Origin of the sequence: Nocardiopsis sp. NPDC058631 (genome assembly GCF_042716955.1) — a bacterium.
Taxonomy (GTDB): domain Bacteria; phylum Actinomycetota; class Actinomycetes; order Streptosporangiales; family Streptosporangiaceae; genus Nocardiopsis.
This window is the reverse complement of record NZ_JBHXQY010000164.1, coordinates 2,344-8,039: the sequence shown is the minus strand read 5'-3', so window position 1 is coordinate 8,039 and position 5,696 is coordinate 2,344. Positions and strand designations below refer to the sequence as shown.

General features: G+C 71.0%; 4 protein-coding genes. 1 reads left to right on the top strand and 3 read right to left on the bottom strand.

Annotated elements, in window-relative coordinates:
• Positions 1-21 precede the first annotated feature (21 nt).
• The 3 genes from ACFWTE_RS29215 to ACFWTE_RS29205 form a co-directional block, all read right to left on the bottom strand.
• The gene (locus ACFWTE_RS29215) at positions 22-975 is read right to left on the bottom strand and encodes a tetratricopeptide repeat protein (RefSeq protein ID WP_378783144.1); all 954 of its coding nucleotides are present in this window, start codon (positions 973-975) and stop codon (positions 22-24) included.
• 150 nt (positions 976-1,125) lie between these two features.
• Positions 1,126-2,856, bottom strand: a complete 1,731-nt coding sequence (locus ACFWTE_RS29210) for a methylmalonyl-CoA mutase (protein WP_378783143.1) — start codon at positions 2,854-2,856, stop codon at positions 1,126-1,128.
• 74 nt (positions 2,857-2,930) lie between these two features.
• Entirely contained in the window at positions 2,931-3,452 is a 522-nt protein-coding gene (locus ACFWTE_RS29205; RefSeq protein WP_378783145.1) for a MarR family transcriptional regulator, read from the bottom strand.
• Positions 3,453-3,882: 430 nt separating this feature from the next.
• On the opposite strand from ACFWTE_RS29205, the gene ACFWTE_RS29200 reads away from it, so the two are divergent.
• Positions 3,883-5,550: a glycosyl hydrolase family 18 protein gene (locus ACFWTE_RS29200; RefSeq protein WP_378783142.1), complete on the top strand. Its 1,668-nt coding sequence runs from the start codon at positions 3,883-3,885 to the stop codon at positions 5,548-5,550.
• Positions 5,551-5,696 lie beyond the last annotated feature (146 nt).

The following is a 5,696-nucleotide window of genomic DNA, read 5'->3' as shown; positions in this document are numbered from 1 at the left end:
CGGCCGGGGTTGGCTGCCCCGTCAGAACAGCGCGGAGGTGAGCTTGCGCCGGGCCGCGTTCACACGCGGGTCGCCGGGCGGCAGCAGGTCGAACAGCCCGAGCAGGTGCGTACGCGCCCGGTCGCGGTCGTCGTCGCGCGTGATCCTGACCGTGGCGATGAGGCGGTCGAAGGCGTCCTCGAACTTGCCGCCGTACATGTCGATGTCGGCCGCGGTGGTCTGGGCGCCCACGTCCGCCGGGTCGGCGTCGGCGGCCGCACGGGCCGCGTCGGGGTCCACTTCCTGGAGGCGGCCCACCAGGCCGACCTGGGCGAGCTTGCTGCGCGACTCGGTGTCTCCCGGGTCGGCCTCGACGGCTTTGGCGTAGACGGCCGCGGCGGCGTCGAAGTCGCCCCGGTCCAGAGCCTCCTGTGCCTCGATGTCCACCGGGCGCCCCTGCGGCTCCTCCGGCTGCCCGGCGTCGGCTGCCTCGGGGCCCGGCTCACCCGCCAGGGTGCCGGGGTGGCCCGGGGGCAGGGCACCCTGTTCCTGGAGGGCGGCGAACGCCTCGGTGAGCCAGCCGGTCAGCTGCTCCTCGGTCGCCGGACCCGCAGGTCCGGGCAGGAGCTGCCCCTGGACGGCCACGATGATCATCGGGCTGGTCGGCACCCGGAGGGCCTGGACCAGCTGTGGGCTGGCGTCGCTGTCGACCTTGGCCAGGAACCAGTTCCCGCCGGAGGCCGCCGAGAGCTTGTCCAGGACGTCCTCGAACTGCTTGGACTGGTCGGACCAGCCGGCGAGGACGGCCAGTACGACGGGGGCGGTCATGGACCGTTCCAGGACCTGGGCCTGGAAGGTGGACTCGTCGACGTCGAAGGCGTAGGGGTTGGATCGACCCGCCGACTCCGCCGCGCGCTGTTTGGCCTCACGTTCCATGGCCGCCTTGCGCGCGCCGAGGTCAACGGCACTGTTCGGTGAAAAGTCCGAAGGCTGCATGCTTCCATCCTGCCGTATCCGCGGGGAGGGCGTGGACCACCCTGGGAGAGCTGGGGGGTGGGCCTCCCCTCCCGGGCCCCCGCGGTACGAACGACGGGCCCCGCCGGAGGGTTCCGGAGAGGCCCGTGCGGGTCTGGGGAGGCGCGGATCTCAAAAGCGCGGGTCCTCGGTGTAGGTCCCGAACTCCTCCCCCATCGCGGCGCAGATCTCGCCCATCGTGGCCTCGGCGCGGGCCGCGTCCATGATCAGCGGGATGAGGTTGCGGTCTCCGGCCCGGGCCCCTTGGAGGAGGGCGGCCAGGGCCGCGTCCACCGCGGCGCCGTCGCGCCGGGCCCGGCGCTCGGCCAGCTCGCGCTTCTGCTCGCGCTCCACCTCGTGGCTGATCCGGAGGATGTCCAGCTCACCGGAGACCGTGCTGGTGTGGCAGTTGACCCCCACGATCCGCTTGTCGCCCTTCTCCAGGGCCTGCTGGTACTGGAACGCGGACTCGGCGATCTCCGAGCTGAAGTAGCCGTTCTCGATCCCGGCGAGGATGCCGGAGGTCATCGGGCCGATCGCGTGCTCGGCGTCCTGCCCCCCGCCCATCCGCAGGATCTGCTCGAAGATCTGCTCCGCCTCGGCCTCCAGCTCGTCGGTGAGCGACTCCAGGTACCAGGAACCACCGAGCGGGTCGGCCACGTTGACGATCCCGGTCTCCTCCATCAGGACCTGCTGGGTGCGGAGGGCGATCTCGGCGGACTGCTCCGTCGGCAGCGCCAGGGTCTCGTCCAGGGCGTTGGTGTGCAGCGAGTTCGTGCCGCCGAGCACCGCGGCGAGGGCCTCGACCGCGGTCCGGACCACGTTGTTGTAGGGCTGCTGGGCGGTGAGGGAGACGCCTGCGGTCTGCGTGTGGAACCGCAGCCACTGGGCCTTCTCGGTCCGGGCTCCGTAGACGTCCCTGAGCCGGCGCGCCCAGATGCGCCGGGCGGCGCGGAACTTGGCGATCTCCTCGAAGAAGTCGATGTGCGCGTCGAAGAAGAACGACAGCCCGGGCGCGAACGCGTCCACGTCGAGCCCGCGCGAGAGTCCGAGCTCCACGTAGCCGAAGCCGTCGGCGAGCGTGTAGGCGAGCTCCTGCGCGGCCGTGGACCCGGCCTCGCGGATGTGGTAGCCCGACACCGACAGCGGCTTGTACGCGGGGATGTGCTCCGCGCAGTACTCCATGAGGTCGCCGATCAGCCGCAGCTGGGGCTCCGGCGGGTACAGCCACTCCTTCTGGGCGATGTACTCCTTGAAGATGTCGGTCTGGAGCGTGCCGTTGAGCGTGCGGATGTCGACGCCCTGCCGCTCGGCGGCGACCAGGTACATGCAGAACGCCGGGATGGCGGGGCCGCTGATGGTCATGGAGGTCGTGGTGTCGCCGAGCGGGATGCCGTCGAAGAGCAGGTCCATGTCGGCCACGGAGTCGATCGCCACCCCGCAGTGGCCGACCTCTCCCAGGGCGTGGGGCGAGTCGGAGTCGTGGCCCATGAGGGTGGGCATGTCGAACGCGACCGAGAGCCCGCCTCCCCCGGAGGCGAGGATCATCTTGTAGCGCTCGTTGGTCTGTCGCGCGTTGCCGAAACCGGCGAACTGGCGGATGGTCCACGCCCGCCCCCGGTAGCCGGTGGGATAGAGGCCGCGCGTGTAGGGGAACTCCCCCGGCCAGCCGACGCGCTCGAACCCGGGCACCTCGGAGCCGGGTGCGGGCCCGTAGACCGGTTGCAGGGGGCGTCCGGACAGGGACGTGAAGTCGGCGTCGCGTGTGCGCGCCGCGTCGTAGCGGCGCTGCCAGCGCTCGCGCCCGGCCTCGATCTCCTGGGCTCCGCCGCCGTCGGTGGGGTCGCTCGTGGTGTTCGCCATGGCAAAATAGTAGGACGTCCAACTAAATATGTACAGGAAAGACGTCCGCGGCGCCCCTCCTCGGGACGGGCGGGTCAGCGACCCTCGACGCCCTCGGCGACGGGCGCGGGGAAGTCGCCGAAGTCCACCCTGAGCTTGGTGAACGTCTCGTGCATGCGCCACAGCTCCTCGTCGGAGTAGCAACCCAGCCCGAAGTCCATGCCCAACAGCGCCCGGGTCGCCTCCTCGGTGACCGCGCGACCGGTGTCGGTGATGTCGGCCAGCACACCGCGCCCGTCGCTCGGGTTGGGGCGGCGGCGCACGAAGCCCTGCCCCTCCAACCGGTCGATGGTGTTGGTGACGCTGGTCGGGTGCACCATGAGGCGCTCCCCGATCTTTCCCAGGGGCAGGGAGCCGGAGGCGCTGAAGGTGAGCAGGACGAGTGCCTCGTAACGGGCGAAGGTCAGACCGAACGGCTTGAGAGCGCCGTCCAGCTCGCCGATGAGGATCTGCTGCGCGCGCATGACCGAGGTGACCGCCGCCATCGCGGGCGAGGCACCCCATCTGCGCGTCCAGTTGTCGTGTGCGCGCTCGATCGGGTCGAACGGAAGATTCAACGGGTTTCCCACGCCGTCACTCTAGGGCGTACCCGGAGGGCGCCGTGCGCCGCGACCTCCGGCCTCGGGATCTAGCATCCGACCGAGGCGGAGTCAACGCATTCCGGTGGCCACAAGGGGACACGGACGCCACCGGAGGCCGGTCCACCCCTCCAGCTCGGAAAAGCCGAAAGCGGGGCGGGATTCCTCCAGAAAGTTCGCGGGAGGCCGTTGACGCCACCCGTAATTATTAGTTAAGTTTCCTAAAAATTTATCCCCCCACGTCAGAGGCGTCGGATCGATCCCCGGACCTCACTTCGCCCGTGGACCACCCTGTCAGGAGAGCGCACCGGCGCACTCCGCCCGCCCGACCGGCCGCAGCCCATCCCACACGCTCGGCGGTTCGACGGGCTCCCCCACCCCCCAGCTCATGACCAGGAGATCTCCCGACGTGAGAGCACGACGTTCCAGCACCCTGCTCGCGGCCCTCGCCGCCGCAGTGCTGGCCGCCCCACTGGCGGTCGCCCCGTCCACCGCCGCCGCAGCCGAGGCAAACGCCTCCGACCTGACGGTCACCTACGTCGAGTCGGCCCGCTGGAACACCGGCTACACCGGTGAGATCACCGTCCACAACGCCTCGGACGCCCCCGTCGACGACTGGACCGTCGAGTTCTCGCTGCCCGACGGCAGCCGCATCCACGAACTGTGGAACGCGAGCCTGGCGGGCACGGCCGAGGGCTACACCATCACCCCGCCCCACTGGGGCGCCACCATCGCGGCGGGCGGCGAGTACTCCTTCGGTTTCAACGGCCTGCACACCGACGGCGGCACCGGCCCCGTCGGCTGTCTCGTCAACGGCTCCCCGTGCGCGGGCGGCGGGGGCCCCTCCCACGACAGCTACTCCGTCGCCTACTTCACCCAGTGGGGGCCCGCGGAGCGCGACTACCACGTCCGCGACCTGGTCGACAGCGGCAGCGCCGAGAAGCTCACGCACATCCAGTACGCGTTCGGCAACGTCGGCGCCGACGGCGAGTGCGTCATGACCGACGAGGAGGGACAGGGTGACGCCCTCGCCGACTACGGCCACCCCGTCCCCGCCGACCAGAGCGTCGACGGCGTCGCCGACGACCCCGACCAGGCGCTGCGCGGCAACTTCAACCAGCTCCTCAAACTCAAGGAGCAGTACCCCGAGCTGGTCGTCAGCATCTCCCTCGGCGGCTGGGAGTGGTCGCGGCACTTCTCCGACGCCGCGCTGACCGAGGAGTCGCGTGAGCGGCTCGTCAGCTCCTGCATCGACCTCTACCTCGGAGGCGACCTGCCCCGGCTCAACGGAGCGGGCGGCGACGGCGCCGCCCGGGGCGTCTTCGACGGCATCGACCTCGACTGGGAGTGGCCCGGCTCCGACGGCAACCCGCACAACACCGTCCGTCCCGAGGACAGGGAGAACTTCACCGCCCTGGTCCAGGAGTTCCGCGACCAGCTGGACGCGCGCGGCACCGAGGACGACCGCCACTACGAGCTGACCGCCTTCCTGCCCGCCGGCGGCTGGCGGCTGGACGCCGGTTTCGAGCTGGACGCGCTCATGCCGAACTTCGACTTCGTCACCGTCCAGGGCTACGACTACCACGGCACGTGGGAGTCCGTCACCAACCACCAGTCGAACCTGGTCACCGACGCCCGCGACCCCGAACCGGTGATCTCGTCCGAGCTCATCCACCAGGCCTACGTCGACCGCGGCGTCGACCCGGCCAAGCTCGTCCTGGGCATCCCCTTCTACGGCCAGGGGTGGACCGGTGTGGAGCCCGGACCCGACGGGGACGGCCTCTTCCAACCCGCGACCGGCCCCGCGCAGGGCACCTACGGCACCGGCACAGAGGACTGGAAGGCCCTCCGTGAGCTCGTCGGCGACGGGTTCGAACTCCACCGCAACGACGAGGCCGGAACGGCCTGGCTCTACGACGGCCAGACGCTCTGGACCTACGACGACGAGACCGCCGTCGCCCAGAAGACCGACTGGGCCCAGGCCCAGGGCATGGGCGGCGTGATGATCTGGTCCATCGACGGCGACGACGCGAACGGCAGCCTCGTGGCGGCCATCGACGGGGCGCTGACCGACTGAGACCCCGAAGCCCCCGGTCCGGTGCCCCCGGACCGGGACCGAGCGGCGCCGGTGCTCTGATCCGGGGAGCACCGACGCCACAGCCGGCGCGGACCGATGTGCGACGGTCGCGGCCGGGGGCCCCCCCCCCCCGCCGCCCCGCCGCC

Excerpts from the sequence above, each read along its gene's own strand:
- ACFWTE_RS29215 (WP_378783144.1), bottom strand. The coding sequence starts at position 975 with ATGCAGCCTTCGGACTTTTCACCGAACAGTGCCGTTGACCTCGGCGCG.
- ACFWTE_RS29210 (WP_378783143.1), bottom strand. The coding sequence starts at position 2,856 with ATGGCGAACACCACGAGCGACCCCACCGACGGCGGCGGAGCCCAGGAG.